This window comes from Solirubrobacter pauli, from assembly GCF_003633755.1.
Classification (GTDB): domain Bacteria; phylum Actinomycetota; class Thermoleophilia; order Solirubrobacterales; family Solirubrobacteraceae; genus Solirubrobacter; species Solirubrobacter pauli.
This window is the reverse complement of sequence record NZ_RBIL01000001.1, coordinates 1,502,438-1,522,597: the sequence shown is the minus strand read 5'-3', so window position 1 is coordinate 1,522,597 and position 20,160 is coordinate 1,502,438. Positions and strand designations below refer to the sequence as shown.

Sequence of the window (20,160 nt, the reverse complement as noted above, 5' to 3'; positions counted from 1 at the left end):
GCGGGATAGCCGCGTCGTACCACCATGCACTACGTACTCACACTGCACTACCGCGACGGCGAGGGCCCGGAGATGGGAACTCCGGAGTTCGAGGCCGAGATGAAGGTCTGGAACGCCCTCAACGATGAGATGAAGGCGGCCGGCGTGATCGTCGGCGTCGGCGGGCTCTCGCCGGAGACCGCCACGACGCTGCGCACTCGCGGGGGCGAGGAGATCGTCACCGATGGGCCGTTCGCCGAGACCAAGGAGATCCTGTTCTCGCTGTACGTCATCGACGTCGAGGACCTGGACGCCGCGCTCGCCTGGGCACGCCGGATGCCGGCCACCGAGTACGGCTCGGTCCAGATCCACGCCTCCTCCTACGGATTCCAGACGGCGTGAGCGCGGATTCGCTCGAGCGGGCCTTCCGCGACGAGCGAGCCGCGGTGCTGGCGACGATCACGCGCCGGCTCGACGGCGACCTCGCGCTGGCGGAGGACGTCGTCCAGGACGCGTTCGTGGCCGCGGCGGTCGAATGGGATCGCCGCGGCGTGCCGGACCGGCCAGGTGCCTGGCTGACCACGACGGCCTGGCGCAATGCGCTCGACCGGCTTCGTCACCAGCGCGTGGTGGACGCGCACGCGATGCAGGTGGGAGAGGCCGTGACCTACGACGAGATCGACTTCGAGCGGTCCTCGCTGGAGGACGACCAGCTGCGGATGCTGTTCGCGTGCTGTCATCCGGCGCTGTCCCCGGAAGTGCGGATGGCGCTGACCCTGCGCAGCGTCGCCGGGCTCACGGTCGAGGAGATCGCGCGGGCGCTCATCTCGTCCGAGCCCGCCATGGAGCGACGGCTGACACGGGCCCGCAACAAGATCAGCAAGGGGCGGATCCCGTTCCGCGTGCCCCCTGACGACCTGCTGCCCGAGCGGCTGGGCGCGGTGCTCCGGGTGGTCTACCTCGTGTTCAACGAAGGCCACGCCGCGGTCCGCGACGAGCTGCGCGACGAGGGCGTGCGGCTCGCGCGCCTGCTCGCGCGGTTGATGCCGGACGCCGCCGAGGCGCACGGGCTGCTCGCGCTGGTCCTGCTGACCGATGCGCGGTCGTCGGCGCGGGTGCGCGACGGCGAGCTCGTGTCGCTGGAGGAGCAGGACCGAGGGCGGTGGGACCGGGGGTTGGTGGACGAAGGCGTGGCGGTGCTCGAGCGGGCGCTGCGGTTGCCCTCGCCGGGCACGTACGTGATCCAGGCCGCGATCGCGGCATTGCACGACCAGGCGCCGGCGTTCGCTTCCACCGACTGGCTGCAGATCGCCGCGTTGTACGCGGAGCTGGCACGCGTCGACCCGTCTCCTGTGATCACGATCAACCGTGCGATCGCGGTGGGGTTCGCCGCAGGCCCAGCGACCGGGCTCTCACTGCTGGACACCGTGTCCGGCCTCGAGCGCTACCACCCGTTGCACGCCGCGCGGGCCGAGCTGCTGCGCCGCCTCGGCGACATCGACGGCGCAGATGCGGCCTACGCGACGGCGCTCTCGCTGTCGGCCCTTCCGCACGAGCGGGCCGCTCTGGCCGCGCGCCGCGCGACCCTCGGGTAGCGTCGAGGCATGATCGGAGCACTCATCCTCGGCTTCTTGGCCGGCGTCATCGGGCGGGTCCTCATGCCCGGCGACGTCTTCCGCCACATGAGCGGGCCCGCGTCGTGGCTCGTCTCGCTCGTCCTCGGCCTGATCGGCGCGGCCGTGGGCTGGTTCCTCTTCACCAAGCTGCTCGGGATCGGCGACGAGGACGTCTTCGACCTCGGCGGCATCCTCTCCGCGATCATCGGCGTGCTGATCGTGCTGCCGATCGCGGGCTTCGTGCTCCGGCGCACGGGCATGTCACCGGAGCGCAAGCCGTCAGGTCCTCCTCAGGCGAGGTGATGGACCTCCTGAAGCCCGTACACGGGCGTGTCGATCCCCTCGAGGCGCGCCTTTAGCTGCAAGGCGAGGTAGAGCGAGTAGTGCCGCGACTGGTGCAGGTTGCCGCCGTGGAACCACAGGTGCTCCTGCTGCGTCGGCTTCCACATGTTCCGCTGCTCGCCCTCCCAGGGGCCCGGGTCCTTGGTCGTGGCGGACCCGAGGCCCCACACCTTGCCGACCTTGTCGGCCACCTCCGGCGAGATCAGCTCCGCGGCCCAGCCGTTCATCGAGTTGTAACCCGTCGCGTAGACGACGAGGTCGGCACCGAGCACCGTGCCGTCCTCGAGCTCGACGGCGTCCTCGGTGAGCCGCGCCACGCGCCCGTGGGCGAGCTTGATCTTGCCGTCGGCGACCAGCTCCGAGGCGCCCACGTCGATGTAGTAGCCCGAGCCCCGCCGGAGGTACTTCATGAACAGGCCCGAGCCGTCCTCGCCCCAGTCGAGCCAGAAGCCGGCAGCCTCCAGGCGGTCGTAGAAGTCCTTGTCGCGCTCACGCATCTGGTCGTAGAGCGGGATCTGGAACTCGTGCAGGATCCGGTAGGGCAGCGACGCGAAGATCAGGTCCGCCTTCTCGGTCGTGACCCCGGCCGCCAGCGCCTCTTCGGAGTACAGGGCGCCGAGCCCGATCTCCATCAGCGTGTCCGACCGCACGATGTGGGTGGAGGAGCGCTGCACCATCGTCACGTCCGCGCCGACCTCCCACAGCGCCGCGCAGATGTCGTGCGCGGAGTTGTTGGAGCCGATCACCACCGCCCGCTTGCCCGCGTACGCGTCCGGACCGGGGTGCTTGGACGAGTGGTGCTGGTCGCCCTTGAAGACGTCCATGCCCTCGATCTCGGGCACGTTCGGCTGCGAGGACATGCCGGTGGCGAGGACAAGCTGGCGCGGGCGCAACGTGAGCGCCTGGCCCTCGCGCTCGACCTGCACGGTCCAGCGCCCCTCGTCGGGGTCGAAGGAGGCCGACCGCACGACCGTCGAGCCCCAGTAGTTGAGCTCCATCACCCGCGTGTACATCTCCAGCCAGTCGCCGATCTTGTCCTTCGGCGAGAACACCGGCCAGTTCTCGGGGAACTTGATGTAGGGCAGGTGGTCGTACCAGACCGGGTCGTGCAGGCAGAGCGACTTGTAGCGGCGCCGCCACGAGTCCCCGGGGCGGGCGTTGCGCTCGCAGATGATCGTCGGGACGCCGAGCTGGCGGAGCCGCGCGCCGAGGCCGATCGCGCCCTGGCCGCCGCCCACGATCACCACCTCGGGATCGACCGTGTAGCCGAGCTCCTCCGCCTCCCGCTGCCGCGCCTCCAGCCACGTGACGCGGTCCGGGTCGGCGCCGTGCACCACGCCCTTGGGCCGGTGCGTGCCGCGCGGCTCCTCGAACCCCTTCAGCTCGTAGAGCGCGGTGAGCAGCGTCCACGCCTTGCCGTCGCGCAGGCGCAGCAGGCCGTTGCCGCGGCCGGTCGCCGTCTCGAACGCGATCCACGCGGTCGTGATCCCGTCGGCGGTGTCAGGCGGCTCCGTGGTGTGCCAGCCGCTCGGCTGCGTGTGCTCGAGCGTGGCGTCGAGCATCGCCTCGATCTCCTCCGGTCCTTCGACCGTCTTGAGGTTCCACGTGAACGCGACCAGGTCGCGCCAGAAGCTCTCTTCGTGGAACAGCGCCGCAGCGCCCGCGCTGTCGCCGCGACTCAGCGCAGCACCGAAGTCCGACAGCCACTGGTCAACGTCGCTCACGGGGTCTCTCCTCCCTGCCGCTTGACCGCGCGGACGTTACAGGGCCGCGGCGCGGGCGCGAAGCAGCCGCTGCTCGGCGGCGTTGCCGGTGAGCGTTGCGGCACGCTCGAGCTCCGCGCGCGCCTCCTCGGTCCGGCCGAGCTTGGCCAGCAGGTCGGCGCGGACGCTGGGCAGCAGGTGGTAGCCCGGCAGCGCGTCCTGGAGCTGGTCGACGTGCGCCAACGCCGCCTGCGGTCCGAACGCCATGCCGATCGCCACCGCCCGGTTGAGCTCGACGACCGGCGAGGGGGAGCGCCGAGCGAGCTGCTCGTAGAGCGCCGTGATCCGGTACCAGTCGGTGTCCTCCGCCCGCCGCGCCCGCGCGTGGCACGCGGCGATCGCGGCCTGCAGCCCGTAGGGGCCGAGCCCGAGCGCCTCGGCCCGCGCCAGCGCCGCCAGCCCGCGGCGGATCAGCAGCGGGTCCCAGCGCCGGCGGTCCTGGTCGAGCAGCAGGACCGGGCGGCCGGCGCGGTCGGTCCGCGCGGCCGTGCGCGACGCCTGGATCTCCAGCAGCGCGACGAGCCCGTGCGCCTCGCTCGCCTGCGGCGCCAGCCGCGCCAGGATGCGCGCGAGCCGCAGCGCGTCCTCGCACAGGTCCGGTCGCATCCAGTCCTCGCCGGCCGAGGCGGTGTAGCCCTCGTTGAAGATCAGGTAGACGACCTCCAGCACGGAGGCGAGCCGCGGCTGCAGCGCTTCGCCGCTCGGCACCGCGAACGGCACGTGCTCATCCGCGAGCGCGCGCTTGGCGCGCACGATCCGCTGCGCCACCGTCGCCTCGGGCACGAGGAACGCGCGGGCGATCGCGGGTGTCGAGAGCCCGCCCAGCATCCGCAGGGTCAGCGCCACCCGCGCCTCGACCTTCAGGACCGGGTGGCAGCAGGTGAACATCAGCGCGAGCACGTCGTCGCCGATCTCCTCGCCGAGCGCCGCCGGCCGCGCCATCGCCAACTGGACGCCGAGCTCCCAGGCGAGCTCCTCCTGCTTGCTCTGCAGACGCTGGTTGCGCCGCATCAGGTCGATCGCACGATGCTTGGCCGTCGCCATCAGCCACGCGCCCGGGTTGTCCGGCACGCCGGTCCGCGGCCACGTCTCGAGCGCCGCGACCAGCGCGTCCTGGGCGAGGTCCTCGGCCACGCCGACGTCGCGGACCATCCGCGCGAGGCCGCCGATCAACCGGGCGGACTCGATCCGCCAGACGGCTTCGACGGCCTCGCGCGACGAGGTCACTTGATCTCGGCCGCCGCGGCGATCTCCTCCGGGAAGTCTGAGAGCTCCATGATCCGGCGGACCTCGACGAACGACTGTCCCGACAGCGGGATCCGCTTGGTCCACTCGACCGCCTCGGCGTGGTCCTTGGCCTGGATGATCCAGTAGCCGCCGACGAGCTCCTTCGCCTCGCTGAACGGCCCGTCGGTCACGCCGCCCTCGCTCACGCGGGTGTACTCGGGCGCCAACCCGTCGGCGGCGAGCAGCGCGCCGGCGTCCTGGAGCGCCTGGTTGAACGTGTTCATCGCCTCGACGTCCTCGAGCGACGGTCCGGCGGCGTACTCCTCGTCGCTGATGACGGGGTACATGAAGAGCAGGAAGCGAGCCATGGTGCGCAGTCTCCTTCAGTTGCGGGTCTACCAGCGCGACGACCGGGCCTCCGCGATTTCGACAGCGGCTCAGCTTATGGCGCGTTGCCGCTCGTCCCGTCGCTTGACGGCGTACATCGCACGGTCGGCCGCGGCCAGCACGTCCTCGCCGCCCACCGCGACGCCGACGCTGGCCGTCACGACGAGCAGCTCGCCGCCGACCGCGAACGGGTCGGCGAACGCGTCCGCCACCCGCGCGGCGACTTCGTCCTCGGAGCCGGCCTCGACCAGCAGCGCGAACTCGTCGCCGCCCAGCCGCGCGACGGTGTCGGTCGCGCGCACGCACGTCTGCAACCGCCGGGCGACGATCCGCAGCACCTCGTCGCCCGCCGCGTGCCCGAGCCGGTCGTTGACCGGCTTGAACCCGTCCAGGTCGATGAACAGCACCGCCGGCTCGTCGGCCTCCGCGAGCCGCTCGTCGAACAGCGCGCGGTTCGCGAGCCCGGTCAGCGGGTCGTGCCACGCGCGGTGGCGGAGCGCCTGGCGCGCCTCGTCGTCGCGGATGGTCAGGACGAGCCCGCGCACGCGGTCGTCGCGCGTGAGGTCGGCGGCGACCGCGTGCACGTGGCGCACGGCGCCGTCCGCGTGACGCAGCCGGAACTCCGCCTCGCCGCTGCCCGACGCCAGGAAGCGGCGCACGCCGGCCACGTCGTCCGCGTGGACGTGGTCGATCAGGTGCCCGGACTCCGCGTCGCCGAGCAGCGCGGCGGACGCGCCGAGCACCCGGCGCACGCGGCCGTCGCGCTCGACGATCAGGATCAGGTCGGAGGCGTGCTGCAGGATCACCCGCAGCGTCTCGACCTGCTGCGTGCGGATCCGCCGCTCGCGCGCGAAGAACCACAGCACCGCGAACAGCGGGATGACGAGCAGCGGCGCCGCGAGCCCCAGCGGGCTCCACAACGACAGCGCCGCCGCGAGGCCGATCGCGCTGGCGATCACCTCACGGCGGCTCAGAATCCGGTCCATCGACCTCCGGTGATCGGCGGCGATGGTCGGAGCTTTAGACCATCGCGTGCAGCGGCTCGACGATCAGGGCGCCGTCCTCGGTCACGTGCACGCGGTCTCCCTCGGAGATCTCCCCCGCGAGGATCGCCCGGGTGAGCGTCTTTTCCAGGGTGCGGCGGATGTGGCGCTGCAGCGGGCGGGCGCCGTAGGCCTCGTCGAAGCCCTCGCGCGCCAGCCGGGCGATGTACTCGTCGGCGACGTCGAGGTTGATGTCGCGCTCGACCACCAGGCGGTCACCGACGCGCTGCACCATCTGGGCCGCGATCCGCTCGACCTGGTCGGCGCTCAGCGCGTCGAAGGTCACGATCTCGTCGATCCGGTTGATGAACTCCGGCAGGAACGCCTGCTTGGCCGCGTCCTCCATGCGCTGCGCCTCGGCGGCGGGCTCGCCGGCCGTGAAGCCGATGCCCCGCTTGGCCTTGCCCGCGCCCAGGTTCGACGTCATCACGATCACCGCGTTGGTGAAGTCCACCGTGCGGCCCTCGCCGTCGGTCAGGCGGCCGTCGTCCATCACCTGCAGGAGCACGTTCCAGACCTCGGGGTGCGCCTTCTCGATCTCGTCGAGCAGGATCACGGAGTACGGGCGCCGGCGCACGGGCTCGGTCAGCTGCCCGCCGTCGCCGTAGCCGACGTAGCCGGGGGGAGAGCCGATCAGCCGCGCGACCGTGTGCGGCTCGCGGAACTCGGACATGTCGATCCGGACGAGCGCCTTCTCGGTCGCGAACAACCGCTCCGACAGCGCCTTGACCAGCTCGGTCTTGCCGACGCCGGTCGGGCCGAGGAAGAGGAAGCTCCCGAGCGGACGGTCGCCCTCGGAGAGCCCGACGCGGGCGCGGCGGATCGTGTCCGCGACGACCTCGACGGCCTCGTCCTGGCCGACGACACGCTCGTGCAGGTCCGCCTCGAGCTCGTTCAGGCGCTCGAGCTCACCCGCGACCAGCTCACCCACCGGGATCCCGGTGCGGTCGGCGACGACCGACGCGATCTGCGTCTCGCCGACGACCACGGGTCCGCTGGACCCCTGGCGGCGCTTGAGCTCCGCCGCGCGCTCGTAGTCCTCGTGCGCGACCGCGTCCGCGATCTCGCCGGTGAGGTCCTTGGCGCCGGTCAGCCGCAGCCGCGCGGCGGCCTGGTCGATCAGGTCGATCGCCTTGTCGGGCAGGTGGTACTCGGTGATGTAGCGGTCCGACAGCCGCGCCGCCGCCTCGAGGGCCGCGTCGTCGATCATGACGGCGTGGTGCTTCTCGTAGGCGCCGCGCAGGCCGCGCAGGATCGTCACGGTGTCCTCGACGGACGGCTCCTCGACCGTGACCGCGCTGAAGCGGCGGGCGAGGGCGGAGTCGCGCTCGATCTTGCGGTACTCGGCGAGCGTGGTCGCGCCGATGATGCGCAGCTCACCGCGGGCGAGCAGCGGCTTGAGGATGTTGGCCGCGTCCATGCCGCCCTCCGCGTTGCCCGCGCCGAGCACGGTGTGCAGCTCGTCGATGAACAGCACCGTCTTGCCGTCCTTGGCCTCTTCGAGCGCCTCCTTCAGGCGCTTCTCGAACTGGCCGCGGAACTGCGCGCCGGCGACCATGCCGCTGAGGTCGAGCGCGACCAGGCGGGTGCCGTGCAGCGTCTCCGGGACGTCCTGCTGGTGGATGCGCAGGGCCAGGCCCTCCGCGATGGCGGTCTTGCCGACGCCGGCCTCGCCGATCAGCACGGCGTTGTTCTTGCGCCGGCGGGCGAGGATCTCGACGGTCTGGGCGATCTCGTCGTCGCGGCCGACGACCGGATCGACCCGCCCTGCCGCCGCGTCGGCGGTCAGGTCGCGGCCGAACTCGCTGAGCGCGCCCTGCTGCTTGGAGCGGGTCGGGTCAGCGGGCTTGCGGTCGCGGACTTCGGCCGCGCACGTTTCACACAGCACCGCGGTGCGCCGCTGAGGGCCCGCCGCGAACACCATGCGCACCGTACCCGGCCGCTCGCCGCAGACGGCGCAGAGCGTGGGAGTGGTGTCAAAAATCTCAGTCACGCAGACTAAGATAGCGGTTGCTTGCGCATGCAATGTGATTGCGGACACTGACGTCTGTAGGGTTCGCTGCGTGATCTTCCGGCAGATCGCCCACGAGGACCTCGGGTGCGCCTCCTACCTGATCGGCGACGAGTCCGCGGGCGTCGCGGCGGTGGTCGACCCACGGCTTGAGATCGGCGAGTACCTGCGCGTCGCGCGCTACCTCGGCGTGCAGATCGAGCACATCCTCGAGACGCACAACCACGCCGACCACGTGAGCGGCCACGGCCGCCTGGCGGCGGCGACGGGTGCGCGCATCCACGTGCACCGGCTGGCGGCGCCCGACTACGACCACGAGCCGTTCGACGACGGCTGGGAGCTCGCGCTCGGCGCGGTCGTCGTCCGCGCGCTGCACACGCCCGGCCACCGGCCCGAGCACACCGCGTTCGCGCTCATCGACACGGCGCGCGGCGCCGAGCCGTGGGCGGTGCTCACGGGCGACTCGCTGTTCGTCGGCGACATCGCCCGGCCCGACCTCGCGGTGGAGAAGGAGGACGGCGCGCGGGACATCTTCCGCTCGCTGCACGAGCAGCTGCTCAGCCTCGGCGACGACGTCGAGGTCTGGCCCGGGCACCTGGGCGGCTCGCTCTGCGGCGGGCCGGCGATGGACCTGAAGGTGTCGACGACGATCGGCTTCGAGCGCCGCCACAACGCGCTGCTGGGCGTGGGGGAGGAGGACGAGTTCGTCGCCCGCGCGACCAGCGCGCTCCGGCCGCAGCCGCCGAACTTCAAGGCGATCGTGGCCATCAACCGCGGCCCGCTGGACCGCCGGACGGTCGACGCGCACCCGCTCACGCCGCGCCAGATCCAGACGCTCGACGCGCCCGTGATCGACGTGCGCACCTCGCTCCAGTTCGACGACGCCCACATCCCGGGCGCGATCTGCAACACGATGCTGCAGTCGGGCTTCGGCACGCGGCTGGCGTGGATCGCCGGGCCCGACGAGGAGATCGTGCTCGTCGGCCGCGACGACGCCGACGCGCTGCACGCCGCCGAGCTGGCCGCGGCGGTCGGCGTGGAGCGGATCGCCGGCTACCTGGCCGGCGGCATGACGAGCTGGCGCGAGGAGAAGCTGCCGGTCGCCTCGATCGAGCGGATCACGGTCCACGAGCTGCACGAGCGCCGCGACGGCCTGCAGGTGCTCGACGTGCGCGAGCGCGACGAGTGGGAGTCCGGCCACATCCCCGGCTCGGTGTTCGTGCCCTACCACGACCTCCACGACCTGCCCGTCGACGCGGACACGCCCGTCGCGGTCATCTGCGCGTCGGGGCAGCGGGCGGCGGTCGGCGCCTCCCTCGTGCAGCGGCTGGGCGCGCGCGAGGTGCTGCACGTCGTCGACGGCGGCGTCGGCACCTGGGGCCGCGCGGGCTACCCGATCCAGCGCTGAGCGCGACGCACCTGCGCGGCGAGCAGCAACGGTGCCGGATCGACGCCCTCGGTCTGGGCCTCGAGCTCCCCGAGCAACCGACGCAGCGGGCCAGGCCGCTTGGTCACCACGTCGATCGTGGCGGCAAGCGCGTCGCGCACGACGACCGCGTGCAGCACGCCCGTGGCCGCGATGTCGGTGAAGCGCGGCGTGAGCCGGTTCGTCAGGAGGAGCGGCAGATCCTCGCGCAGGTGTGGGATGAGCGCGGGCGCGTCGGCCCGGCCGTCGTCGATCGCGGCGATCAGCAGATCGGTCGCCGCGAGCCGCACCACCTCATCCTGGTGAGCGAGCGACACGAGCGCGAGCCGCAGTGCGAGCGGCGGCAGCGGCTCGCTGGAGGGCAGGAGCGTCAGCAGCAGCGGCGCGCACTGCCCGTAGCGGCCGAACGGCTCCGCGCACGCCAGGTCGCGCCGCGCCGGCCAGTCGAGCGGCGTCGTCCGGAAGTCGTGGCCGGCCGCGCGCGCCCCGAGCTGGCTGAGCGGCTCGCGCTCGTCGACCGGGCTTGCCGTCACGATCCAGTCGCGATGGTCGTACTCGTAGTCCGGGATGTCCCAGACGCGCACCTCGACGCCGAGTCGCGGCTCGAGCGCGGGGACGCGCACGTGGCGGGCGACGAGCTCGTCCGCGCGGTCGCCGTCGACGCGCGCTCCCCCGAGCGCGCAGCGGAGGGCCGCGCCCGCTCGGCCCGGGAGGTCGGACGCCGCCGCGAGTGCGGTGGCACGACCCTCCGGGGCGAGGCGCAGGATGGCTTGGGCGAGCTCGTCCTCGTCGGCGGTGTCGCCGACGGTGCGGAGGCGTTCGACGAGCGCAACGGGCTCGATCCAGCCGCCCGCGTGCGTGGGCAGCGCGAGCAGGGGCGCGGACTGGCCCGCCGCGGCGCGGCGTTCGGCGGCGAGGAGGCGTCGTTCCCACAGGCCGGGCTCGTAGAAGCGTGCGCGCGCCTGGCCGCTGCGCCACGCCGCCGCGACGGCCAGCACGGTCTCTGACCAGCGATCGTCGAGCCGCGTGGCGAACGGGCGCAGCGGTCCGTCCCACGCGGTCGGCTCGTCGCAGCACCGCAGGAGCGCGTCCAGCAGCCACTCGTCCTCGTGCTCGGGTGCCTCGTGGTCGACGAGCGCCGTCCCGACGCGGTGAGCCGCCTCCGCGAGCGAGATCGGCGCCATCGGGGCGCCGAGGACCGGCTCGCCCGCCACCGGTGCCTCGGGCACCGGCCCGCCGAAGTTGAGCGCGAGACGGATCGCCTCGGGGATGCCCGACACGTCGACGGCCTCGTCCTGCACGGCCGGCGCCGGCGTTCCGTCGAGCAGGGCGAGGGCCCGCGGGCGCTGGGTGGCCGCGAGGCCGTCGAAGTACGGCTCCAGCGCCGCCGGCTCCACGCCCCAGCGCTCCAGCCGGTCCAGCGCCGCCGCCTGCACCTCTGGCGCCACGTGGGCGAGCGCGACGACCGCGGCTTCGGCATCGGGTGCGCGGTCGAGCAACCGGAGCGCTTTGAGCGCCGTGCCCTTCGGGCCGGCGGCGAGCGCCGGGGCCAGCTCGCGTGTGGGCACCGCGGCGTCGTCGCGCAGGAGCTCGGTGACCGCGAAGGAGACCGCCGACGCGGCGGGCGCGGCGAGCACCGCCGCGAGTCGCTCCGCCCGTTCCCGCCGCTCCTCGCGCGTGGGCGCGAGCGCGCGCCAGAACCGCGTGAACCAGACAGCGCGGTAAGCGTCGATGTCGCCGGCGAGGGCGTCGAGGGTCGCGTCGAGCAGCCGGGCACGTGGGAGCCGGCCATCGGCGGCGCACGCCAGCAGCGCGTCCGCCCAGCCACTGCCGCCGTTGTCGTCGGCGGCACGCAGGCTGTCCTCGCCGACGTAGTTGAGCAGCGCCCAGACGTCGTGCTCGAGCAGCTCAGGGTACGTCGCCAACGCCCAGCTCGCGGACTGGCGGAGTAGGCCCGCGTAGTAGCCGGTCGGGCGCTCGATGAGGCTGCGGGTGACCAACTCGTGGCCCAGTGCCCAGCCGTCGTAGAGCTCGACCCACTCCTGCATCCAGGGAGGTCGGCGATCGAGCAGGATCGCCAGCGCGTCGTCGTGGGCGACGAACGTGATCCGCGCGCGCCGCAACTCGCTCAACGTCGCGCTCGCCAGCAGCCCGGTATGCACCGCCCGCTCCTGATCCATGTGCGTTTCCCAGCCGCGGTGGTCGGCCCACTCCACCTCCTGCGGCTGCCCCGACGCGTCCAGGACCGACGTGTAGTGGCTGGGCTTGCGCAATGCCTTCAACAGGCCGAGCAGCTCCGGCACGACCGCTCGCCGTTCCGACTCCGACAAGCCGTGCAGCTGGGCGGCAACGCGCGTCGCGTCGCCCGCGACGACCGCCTCAAGCACGCGCCAGCTCGGCCGCCAGCACGTGCTTGCACGGGCCGCGCTCACCGCGATGGCGCGCCCACCACTCGCACGTGCAGGCCGGCGGCACCACGCGGTAGGAGCCGACCCACGCGTGGTCGCCCTCCCAGCGCACCTCGGGCACGAGCTTGCGCGCCGCCTGCAGCCGTGGGTGCAGCGCTTCGACCTGTGTGAGGTCGTACGGGAGATCGCGGTGGAAGTAGGCGCCGGCGTCGAGGTCGAAGCCCGCGCGCCCGCGCGCGGCGAGCACATCGAGCACCTCCGGCGCGCCGGCCAGGCGCGGCTGCCAGGCGAGGTCGAGCTCGGCGTCGTCGGCGGCGGGCTGCAACGCCTCGGCCGCGAGCGGCGCGAGCGTGCCGCCCTCGCCGCTGAACCCGCGCGACTTGGCCGGGCTGAGCACCAGGGTGAACGCGCCGGCGGCGCCCAGCTGCAGCGTGAACGCGCTCACGCCGGTCGGCCCGCCCCACACGCGCAGCCCCGTGCCGAAGCGTGCGAGCGGCTCCAGCAGCTTCAACCGCTCGGGGTCGCGCACGGCCACCGCGCCGGCGCCGCCCGCGACCGACCACCGCCCACCCGGCATCAGGGAGACCTCACGCGTGCGCGGGAACGCCGCCCGCAGGAAGCGCTGGGCGACGACGCCGGGCAGCTCGAACCCCGGCTGCAGCGCCCGCGCGGCCACGCCGACCTCGCCGAAGCCCTTCACCCAGCGCGTCGGCAGCGCGACCTTGCGCTCCACCGCCACGCCGCCCGGGCCGGCGACCTGGACCTCGTCCTCGCCGACCGCCAGGTGCAGCCAACCGCCGCCGCCGACGCGGGCGAGCACGCCGCGCGTGGCCTCGTTGACGTCCACGTTGGTCACCCCGACCCGCAGCACCTCGCCGTCGGCGCCGCTCAGCATCGCGTCGTGGCGGGCGTACACGCCCGCGCACGAGCTGAGCGCCTCGAAGCGGATCCGGTCCGCGTGGCAGGTCACGACCGGGTCGGTGATCACCTTGCCGTGCTCGAAGAACCGGGCGCGAGCCGTGCGCGCCACGGCGAGGATCGCGCTCGCGTGGATCGCGGGGTCGTTCAGCTCGCCGCGGAAGAGGTGCGGGTGCGTGGCGACGCCGCCGCTCGTGGCGAGGTTGAGCGCGTCGGCCGTCGCGGTCGACGGCGCGGGGTAGAGGTAGGCGTGCTCGATCATGTGCGCTCCATCCAGCGTCGTGCCCGGCGCACGCGCGCGGCGAGCGCGAGCTGGGCTTCCTGCGGCGGTGGCGTGCCCTCGCGCCTGAGCAGCGCCTTCGCCGCCTTGTGTTTGAGCGTGCCCAGGTGCGCGCGGGCGTGCGTGGGGCCGACGCCCGTCTGCGCGCACAGCTCGTCGAAGAGCACGAGCAGCGGGCCGGACCGGGCGGGAACGAGGTGGATGGAGGCGTCCAGCAGCTCCCGCACGACCGCGCGGTGCAGCGGACCGGCTTCGGCGATCGTGGTCAACCGCGCGGCGAGCCGGTTCGGCTTGAGCATGTCGACGTCCTCCGGCGGGAGCGCGTCGACGCGGCCGTCCTCGATCGCGGCGATCAAGACGTCGACGGCGAGCAGGTGCTCGACCGGCGCGCCGGAGCCCAGCGCGAGCACGAGGAAGCGCAACGTCAGCGGCGCGATCGGCTCCCGCGCCGGCAGCAGGCGCGGCAGCAGCTCGCCCGCCGTCGCGACCGCCTCGGTGCCGTCGAGGTACTGGCTGATCCTCCCGATGGCGGCCGCCGCGGCGAGGTCGCTGCGCGCCGGGAAGTCGTGACTGTCGCAGAACCGGTCGCCGGCCACGTCGCCGAGCGCCTCGCCGAGCGGGCCATCTCCGCCCGGGCCGGTGACGCGCGCGCGGAACCGCTCGCCCCACTGCGTCGAGTGACGCTCGACGTGGACCTCGATCGGCGTGATCCCGGCGACGGCGCGCGCGGCGTCCGCGGCCCACCCGCCGCCGTCCACGGGCTCGCCGCCGAGCGCGCAGCGCACCGCCGCACCGGCGGCGCCGGGCAGGTCCGCCGCGGCGGCGAGCGCGTCCGCGCGGTGATCCGGAGCGAGCCGCAGGAACGCCTGCGCCAGCTCGATCTCGTCCACGCGCGTGCCCGCGGCGGCGACGCGCTCGACGAGGACGCGCGGGTCGATCCAGGCGCCCGCGTGCGTGGGCAGCGCGAGCAGCGGGCCGGCTTCGCCCCGAGCCGCACGCGTGCCGACCACGGCGACGCGGAGGTAGCTGACCGCCTTCGTCTCCTCCCGCAGGCGGGGCTCCGTGCCGGTCAGCCACGACGCCGCGACGCCGCGGGGCCATACCAGCCAGCCGTCCGCCACGAGCTCCCGCAACGGCTCGACGAGCGGCGCCAGCGGACCGTCGAACGGCTCCCGCGTGCCGCAGTGGCGCAGGATCGCGTCCAGCTGGCGCTCCGCCTCCGGGAACGGCGGGCCGTACACGTGCCGCTCCTCCAGCGACGCCGCCAGCTCCTCGAGGGTCGCGATCGGCGCGACCGGCTCGCCGAGCAGGGGCTCCCCGGGGATCGGCGCCGGCGGCAGCGGGCCGCCGAAGTTCAGCGCCACCCGGATCGCCTCGGGGATGCCTGACACGTCGACCGCGACGACCTCCTCGGCCGCCGGCAGCGCGACGCCGAGCAGCGCCTCCGCCCGCGGGCGCACCGTCGCCGCGAGCAGGTCCAAGTGGCGCAGGAGCCCGTCGCGGGCGGCGGCGTCGAGCCCCCAGCGCTCGAGCCGGTCGAGCACGTGGCCCTGCAGCGCCGCGTCGGGGTGGCCGAGGGCGATGGTGGCCGCGCCGGGATCGTGGTCGAGCAGCTTGAGCGCACCGCGCACGGTGGCCTTCGAGGACGCGGCCAGGGCGGGGCTGAGCGCCTCCGCAGGCACCCGCACCTTCGCGCGCCCGAGCTCCGCGACCGCGAACGCCACGACCGGCTCTGCCGCCGCGCCGAGCAGCGCGCGCAGCCGGTCGGCGCGCTGTGCCCGCTCCTCCACGGTGGGCGCGAGGTCCTTCCACAGCTTCGTGTGCCAGGTCGCCCGGTACGCGACCATGTCGTTCGCGAGCCCGTCGAGGATCGCGTCGAGCAGGCGCTCGCGCGGGAGCCGCTCCCGCATCAGGTCGCCCCAGCCCGCACCGGGCGCCCACTCGTTGTGGACATCGGCGGCGCGCAGTGACTCGTCGCCCGTGTCGGACGTGAGCAGGTCCCAGACCTCGCGCTCGAGCAGCTCCGGGTCGTCGGCGACGAGCTCCGCCGCCCCGCGGTCCTCCGAGTACGCCTTGCGCCCTTCGCGGACCAGCGCGCTGAGGTACGGCGCGCCCGGCCGCTCGATCGCGCCCGCGCGCACGAGGCCGCGCACCAGCGACCACGGCGACTCGAACGACTCGGCCGTCAGCCGCCACTCCGCGTACGCCTGCAGCCAGCTCGGCCGCCGGTCCAGCAGCACCGCGAGGCCGTGCTCCGCGTCGATCATCGACGCGGACCAGCCGCCGAAGCGGCGGATCTCCTTCAAGGTCGCGGTGCCGACGAGCCCGACGTGGACCGTGGGCTCGTTCTCCATGCCGGGCCGGCTGCGCGCGTACCGCAGCAGCTCGGGCGCGAGCGCGCGCCGCTCGGCCTCGGTGAGGCCATGCAGCTCCCGCGCGACCCGCCGTGGATCGCGCTCGATGATCCCACCCAGCACCGGGGAAGCGTTCCACACCGAGCGGGTGGCGGGTCGCAGCCGAGGGTGCGGTAGCGTCATGGCGCATGGCCGTCCCTCGTCTTCGCGTCCCGTCCGCCGAGCCGAGTGGGACCCTCCACCGGGCGTCGGACGAGGTGGAGCTCTACCACCGCACGTACACGACGCTGCTGCGGTCCTCAGGCGAGACGCTGCTGCGGGTGCTCGAGCCGTCGCACGCCGCGATGAACTCGAGCCTGCACCCGCTCGCGTACGACCTCGAGCAGCCCGACCTGGGCGCGTTCCTGTACTCGCTGCGGCGGCTCCCGGAGTCGGTGTGGCGGGCGAACGTCGTCGTGATGGGCCAGGAGGCCGAGGCGTTCGCGCGCGCGGGCTTCGGCCGGATCGAGGACTGGACGCCGATGGAGGCGCCCGCGCGCCGGCGGCGCTGGTTCGACAACGGCGAGGGCACGCTCGCCGTGCTGCTCGCGTCCACGTCGGACCTCGACGACGCGATCCCGTCGCTCGTCGCCTACCAGCTCGAGTGGAACAAGCTGCACGCGCTGATGCGCGCGGCCGCCGTTGCCGATGACCCGGACCCGGCCGCCGTGGCGGCCGCGTGCGGGGGCTCGGAGGGCGACTGGGCACGCGTCGCCGAGTCCTGGCCCGACGGGCTCGCCGCATTCGTGAGCGAGGTGCGTGACCGCAAGCTCAACCTGCGGATCCGGATGCTCGGCGGCTCGCAGGCCGGCTACCAACGGCTCACCCGTCGCTGGTGGGCGCCGGTCCGGGCGCGGTTGACCGACCAGTCGCTGTCGGACAAGCCGATGTACTTCGTCTCCTCCAACACGCACTCGCTGATGAACCTGGTCTCGACCAAGGCGGGCGTCAGCGAGGACGAGATCGTCGCGTTCGTGGAGTCCGAGGGTCCCGACTACCTCGTCGAGGAGCTCGGGGACTTCCGCGAAGGGCGCACGGAGGGCTCGTGGGAGAACTTCCTCTACTACGGCGCGCGGCTGTTCTACGAGCGCCAGCCGGAGGACGGCGAGGCGTGGGACCGCCGCCGCAAGGCCGAGCGCGAGCTCGGCATCACGCACATCTCCTCACGCACCGGCCTGCGCGTCTCGGCGCAGGTGATCGACCTGGCGAAGCTCGATCCGGAAGGGCTGGACACGCGGCTCGGCCCGATCGACGCGGACAAGCTCGCGCGGGCCAACGGCGTCGTGGTCAACATCGAGTACCCGCTGGGCCTCGCGGCCTACAACATCCTGCGCGAGATCACGACCGCGCACGACACGCTGCGCGGCGTCTACGTCCTCGGCAAGGCGGCGACGCTCAACGCCGACGTCGGCGACGTCCTGATCAGCGGGGTCATCCACGACGAGCACTCCGGCTCGACCTACTGGCTCGACAACGCGTTCACGTTCGACGACGTCGCGCCCTACCTCGTGTTCGGCAGCGGCCTCGACAACCAGCGCGCGGTCACCGTCAAGTCGACGTTCCTGCAGAACCGCAACTACCTCGACTTCTACTACCGCGAGGCGTACACCGTGGTCGAGATGGAGGCCGGGCCGTTCTGCAACGCGGTCTACGAGATCGCCGACGCCGACCGCTACCCGAGCGGGGAGGCGGTCAACTTCTCCAAGCTCCCGATCGACTTCGGGATCATCCACTACGCCTCCGACACGCCGTACTCGCAGGCGCGCACGCTCGGCGCTCGCGGGCTCTCGTACTACGGGCTGGACTCGACCTACGCCTCGAGCGTGGCCATCATGCGGCGGATCCTGTCGCTGGAGGGGCTGTACGACGCCTGAGAGGGCTGCTCGCGGCTCCCGACCCGGAGCTGGAGCGCCTCTACACGTGTGAGCTGGGGCTGGAGGCCGTGCCGGACTGGTACGGCTCCCTGACCGGCCTGCGCACGCTCGACCTCGGCCACAACGCGCTGCGCGCGCTGCCCGACCTGTCCGCGCTGACCCGGCTCGAGATCCTCTACATCCACGACAACGCGCTGGAGGCCGTGCCCGCGCTCCCGGACTCGCTCACGTACCTGAACGTGAGCGAGAACCCGCTCCCCGCGCTGCCCGCCTTCGACCTGCCGAACCTGATCGAGCTGCGCGCGCTGGACCTGGGCCTGACGTCGGTGCCGCCACTCCGGCTCCCGAAGCTGCGCGAGCTGCACCTGCGCACGAACGCGCTCACCGCGGTGCCCGAGACGGTGCGCGACCTGCACGAGCTGCGCCTGCTGGACCTGCGCGCCAACCGCCTGGAGTCCGTCCCCGACTGGATCGTCGAGCTCCCGCGCCTGGAGAAGCTCGACCTGCGCTGGAACGCGGTCTACGACCCACCGGGTGAGCTGTTGGCCCGCGGGTGCGTGGTGCTGACCGAGTGATTACGAACGCTTACGGCCGAGTGTACGGAACGTCGTAGCGACGATCGCGGGCGCCGGGTTAAGGTCCGGCGCATGGACCAGTGGATCTACTTCATCCATGCACCGCGCGAGGACTTCGCGGCGACGATGACCGAGGAGGAGCAAGCCGTGTGGGGCCAGCACGTCCAGCTCCTGACGAAGCGGCTGGCGGACGGCTCGCTGATCCTCGCCGGCCCGACGCTCGGCACGATCAACACCGGCGTCTGCGTGTTCGAGGCGCCGGACGAGGAGGCCGCGCGGGCGTACATGAACGAGGACCCGACGATCGCGTCCGGGATCGCGACGGGTGAGCTGCGCGGATTCAGCGCCGCGTTCCTGCGCGGCTAGGGCGAGACGACGCGCTGGACGAGCTCCTCGTCGGAGCCCTCGGATATGACGAGCGCGTCGCCTTGCGTGCGGATGTCGGCGTCCTGGGCCGCATGGCGCACGAGCCGCTTGCCGCTGCGACGGTCGAAGACCTCGATCACGCGGCCGCGGCCCGTGCCCCAGGTGTGGCCGTCGCTCTCGAAGCCGATCCGGTCGGCGGTGACGTGCACGTCGCGGACGTCTTCGCGGGCATAGGTGCGTCCGTCGGCGGCGATCTTCGACGGCCGCCCGTCCTCCTCGTAGTCACGTGCGAGGACGACGGGCCGCTTGGCGCGTGGGCGCTCGGAGCCGAGCACCTCGACGAGGCCGTGGCCCGTGTCGAGCTTGGCCGTGCGCTCCTCGCCGGTGAGGGTGTTCAGCGTCCGGAGCCGCTCGCCGAGGCGGATGCTGTCGGTGGCGTAGCCGTCGCCGGAGAGCACGAGCACGCCCTCGGGCAGGGCGAGCGTGTCCGTGCTGACGATCGGGCTCAGCGACGCGCGCCCGTCGCCGGGTGGGCGTGACCACAGCTCCTCACCCGTCTGCACGTTCGTCGCGCGCAGCGCGCCGTCGTCGGTCGAGCGCACGAGCACGTCGCCGTGGATCGCCGTCGACCCGTCCTGGTGGCTGCCGGTCTCCAGCACGCGTCCGGTCGCGAGGTCGCGGGCCTGCCAGCGCTCGTCGTCGCCGACGAGCACGAAGCTCGCCCGCCACGGCGCGAGCGCGCGCTGCGGGGCGCCGCGGTCGGGCATCGGCACGCCGAGGTAGTCGCCCGTGCCGGTGATGTCCGCTCGCCAGACGACGAGCCCCGTCTCCAGCGAGAGGCTCTGGATCTCGCACTGCGGGAAGCCCGAGCAACGGGTGACGGCGACGTGCTCGCCGTCGGTCACGCCGACGAGCTGCGTGTCGAGCGGCACGGCCTGCCAGCGCTCCCTGCCGTCGTCGACGCCGACCGCACGCAGGATGTCATCCGACCAGTTGACGATCAGCCGGTCATCGATTCGCCACACTCGGACGTCGCCGTCGCCCTCGGGCAGCCGCAGGTCCCAGCGGCGCTCGCCCGTGCGCAGGTCCCGCCCACGCAGCCCCGATCGGGTGCGCGTCACGGCGAGGCCCTCCTGCGCGAGCTCGAGGCGCTCGCCCGCCGGCACCGCCCACGCGATCCCCTGGCCGTTGCGGTACCCGTTGACCAGGCCCGGCGCGAGGACGAGCACCACGGCGGCGACCAGCGCGGCCGCCGCGGGCACGAGCCGGCGCGAGAGCGCACCCGCGACCACGAGCAGGGCGGCGCCGAGCCACACCGGTGCCGCGCTCGCCCAGAAGAACGGGAGCGTTATGCCGGCGGCGAGCCCGAGCACCGCGAGGACGAGCGGGATCCAGCGCATCGAGGACCTATGCCCCGAGGCGTTCCGCCGTACGCGCGGCAACGTCCGCCCCCTGCGTGGCCGCGCCTCCCGCCGAAGGCCACACAGGGAGCGGACGTGCCATGGCTGCGGTGCACGGTGCGCCCGCTCGGCTCCCCAACCGCTGGGCGGCG

The 20,160-nt window shown here is 73.3% G+C and carries 16 protein-coding genes; 7 read left to right on the top strand and 9 right to left on the bottom strand.

Annotated elements, in window-relative coordinates:
• Window positions 1-24 precede the first annotated feature (24 nt).
• From C8N24_RS07020 to C8N24_RS07010, 3 genes are read left to right on the top strand one after another with little or no spacing between them, the layout of a single operon-like run.
• Entirely contained in the window at window positions 25-381 is a 357-nt protein-coding gene (locus C8N24_RS07020; protein ID WP_121249353.1) for a YciI family protein, read from the top strand.
• Window positions 378-1,574 (top strand): RNA polymerase sigma factor, encoded by a 1,197-nt coding sequence (locus C8N24_RS07015; protein ID WP_121249351.1) that lies wholly within the window; start codon window positions 378-380, stop codon window positions 1,572-1,574. The genes C8N24_RS07020 and C8N24_RS07015 overlap by 4 nt, the downstream gene beginning before the upstream one ends.
• Before the next feature lie 9 nt (window positions 1,575-1,583).
• Window positions 1,584-1,898 (top strand): GlsB/YeaQ/YmgE family stress response membrane protein, encoded by a 315-nt coding sequence (locus C8N24_RS07010; protein ID WP_121249349.1) that lies wholly within the window; start codon window positions 1,584-1,586, stop codon window positions 1,896-1,898.
• On the opposite strand, the gene C8N24_RS07005 is transcribed toward C8N24_RS07010, so the two are convergent.
• The 5 genes from C8N24_RS07005 to C8N24_RS06985 all read right to left on the bottom strand — a co-directional run bounded on the left by C8N24_RS07005 (window position 1,886) and on the right by C8N24_RS06985 (window position 8,350).
• A complete protein-coding gene (locus C8N24_RS07005) occupies window positions 1,886-3,661 on the bottom strand; it encodes an NAD(P)/FAD-dependent oxidoreductase (RefSeq protein WP_121249347.1) in 1,776 nt (591 codons plus the stop codon). The two genes, C8N24_RS07010 and C8N24_RS07005, sit on opposite strands and share 13 nt — an antisense overlap.
• Before the next feature lie 36 nt (window positions 3,662-3,697).
• Entirely contained in the window at window positions 3,698-4,927 is a 1,230-nt protein-coding gene (locus C8N24_RS07000) for an RNA polymerase sigma factor (protein ID WP_121249345.1), read from the bottom strand.
• Window positions 4,924-5,295, bottom strand: a complete 372-nt coding sequence (locus C8N24_RS06995) for a YciI family protein (RefSeq protein WP_121249343.1) — start codon at window positions 5,293-5,295, stop codon at window positions 4,924-4,926. Before C8N24_RS06995 ends, C8N24_RS07000 begins: the two co-directional genes overlap by 4 nt.
• Before the next feature lie 69 nt (window positions 5,296-5,364).
• Window positions 5,365-6,300 carry a sensor domain-containing diguanylate cyclase gene (locus tag C8N24_RS06990; RefSeq protein WP_121249341.1) on the bottom strand — a complete coding sequence of 312 codons (936 nt, stop codon included), beginning with the start codon at window positions 6,298-6,300 and terminating at the stop codon, window positions 5,365-5,367.
• Between the two features lie 34 nt (window positions 6,301-6,334).
• Window positions 6,335-8,350 carry an ATP-dependent Clp protease ATP-binding subunit gene (locus C8N24_RS06985; RefSeq protein ID WP_245971780.1) on the bottom strand — a complete coding sequence of 672 codons (2,016 nt, stop codon included), beginning with the start codon at window positions 8,348-8,350 and terminating at the stop codon, window positions 6,335-6,337.
• Window positions 8,351-8,420: 70 nt separating this feature from the next.
• Between C8N24_RS06985 and C8N24_RS06980 the strand changes: the two genes are divergently transcribed.
• Entirely contained in the window at window positions 8,421-9,776 is a 1,356-nt protein-coding gene (locus C8N24_RS06980; RefSeq protein WP_121249337.1) for an MBL fold metallo-hydrolase, read from the top strand.
• Here C8N24_RS06980 and C8N24_RS06975 read toward each other — a convergent pair.
• From C8N24_RS06975 to C8N24_RS06965, 3 genes are read right to left on the bottom strand one after another with little or no spacing between them, the layout of a single operon-like run.
• Window positions 9,758-12,181 (bottom strand): DUF6493 family protein, encoded by a 2,424-nt coding sequence (locus C8N24_RS06975; RefSeq protein WP_147447672.1) that lies wholly within the window; start codon window positions 12,179-12,181, stop codon window positions 9,758-9,760. The two genes, C8N24_RS06980 and C8N24_RS06975, sit on opposite strands and share 19 nt — an antisense overlap.
• Window positions 12,174-13,382, bottom strand: coding sequence for an SWIM zinc finger family protein (locus tag C8N24_RS06970; protein ID WP_121249333.1), 1,209 nt, complete (start codon window positions 13,380-13,382; stop codon window positions 12,174-12,176). Before C8N24_RS06970 ends, C8N24_RS06975 begins: the two co-directional genes overlap by 8 nt.
• On the bottom strand, window positions 13,379-15,877 hold the full coding sequence (locus C8N24_RS06965; RefSeq protein WP_121249331.1) for a DUF6493 family protein: 2,499 nt from the start codon (window positions 15,875-15,877) through the stop codon (window positions 13,379-13,381). Before C8N24_RS06965 ends, C8N24_RS06970 begins: the two co-directional genes overlap by 4 nt.
• A gap of 65 nt (window positions 15,878-15,942) precedes the next feature.
• On the opposite strand from C8N24_RS06965, the gene C8N24_RS06960 reads away from it, so the two are divergent.
• The 3 genes from C8N24_RS06960 (at window position 15,943) to C8N24_RS06950 (ending at window position 18,608) form a co-directional block, all read left to right on the top strand.
• Entirely contained in the window at window positions 15,943-17,667 is a 1,725-nt protein-coding gene (locus C8N24_RS06960) for a DUF6909 family protein (RefSeq protein WP_147447671.1), read from the top strand.
• Between the two features lie 68 nt (window positions 17,668-17,735).
• A complete protein-coding gene (locus tag C8N24_RS06955; protein WP_211339864.1) occupies window positions 17,736-18,242 on the top strand; it encodes a leucine-rich repeat domain-containing protein in 507 nt (168 codons plus the stop codon).
• A gap of 72 nt (window positions 18,243-18,314) precedes the next feature.
• A complete protein-coding gene (locus C8N24_RS06950) occupies window positions 18,315-18,608 on the top strand; it encodes a YciI family protein (RefSeq protein ID WP_121249327.1) in 294 nt (97 codons plus the stop codon).
• Here the strand turns inward: C8N24_RS06950 and C8N24_RS06945 are convergent.
• Window positions 18,605-20,008 carry an outer membrane protein assembly factor BamB family protein gene (locus C8N24_RS06945; protein ID WP_170178899.1) on the bottom strand — a complete coding sequence of 468 codons (1,404 nt, stop codon included), beginning with the start codon at window positions 20,006-20,008 and terminating at the stop codon, window positions 18,605-18,607. The two genes, C8N24_RS06950 and C8N24_RS06945, sit on opposite strands and share 4 nt — an antisense overlap.
• Window positions 20,009-20,160: the final 152 nt, after the last annotated feature.